1 pseudogene is annotated in these 859 nt (G+C 54.1%); it reads right to left on the bottom strand.

The annotated features are described in order from the left end of the window. Positions 1-164: 164 nt before the first annotated feature. Positions 165-808 (bottom strand): annotated as a pseudogene (locus tag J5224_RS31255) (ABC transporter ATP-binding protein). Between the last annotated feature and the right edge of the window lie 51 nt (positions 809-859).

An 859-nucleotide genomic window follows, 5' to 3' on the forward strand; every position in this document is an offset into this window, starting at 1 on the left:
TGTTGGCAAGAATACGGTGAGTTTCCCGAGGATCATGAGGTGTTTAATAAGCTCAGTGCCGCTTTGGACACATTGAGAGAAGCCATTTTTATTTTTGATGAGATGTTTTCCGCTTTCACTGAACCCGATGAGTAATGCCTGTTTTCGGATAATGGCTCCCTGTTTTATCTTTCCACTCGTGAGGTACTCGCTGGCGCTTCCCTATACGCTCCCGCGCGCATATAACCGATACGATCGCTCATCATCACCGCTTCTTGCTCGCTGTGCGTGACCATCAGGGCCGTTTGTCCTGATGATTTGAGAATGTCGCGCACATCTTGCCCCAGTCGTTGGCGTGTCTCGGCATCCAGGCTGGAAAACGGCTCATCCAGCAGCAGAATGCTGGGCTCTGGCGCCAGCGCGCGTGCCAGTGCGATACGCTGCTGTTGGCCGCCGGACAACTCATGAGGATAACGTTCTGACAACGCGCTTAACCCGATGAGATCCAGCAGTTCACGCACACGGGACTGTATGACGGCGCTTGGCAGCTTGCGCAACCCAAAAGCGATATTCTTCGCCGCCGTCAGATGAGGAAACAGGGCATATTCCTGAAACACCATGCCGACGTGGCGTTACGGCCTGGGCTCAGCGGATCAAATCCGGCAATCGCCCGCAATACGGTGGTTTTTCCGCTGCCGGACGCGCCCAACAAACACGTGAGTTCACCCGCCTGAACCGTTAGCGAAAAGCCGTTAAGGACATGATGTTGCTGGTGTCCATGTCCGTAGGCAACATGGATGGCTTCCAAAACCAGTGTGGCGTCAGACATGGCGCGACGATTCTCCTTGATAAGAGGCGTTGTTTTGTTGCGGTTGGTTGG

The organism is Candidatus Symbiopectobacterium sp. NZEC135 (genome assembly GCF_025962695.1).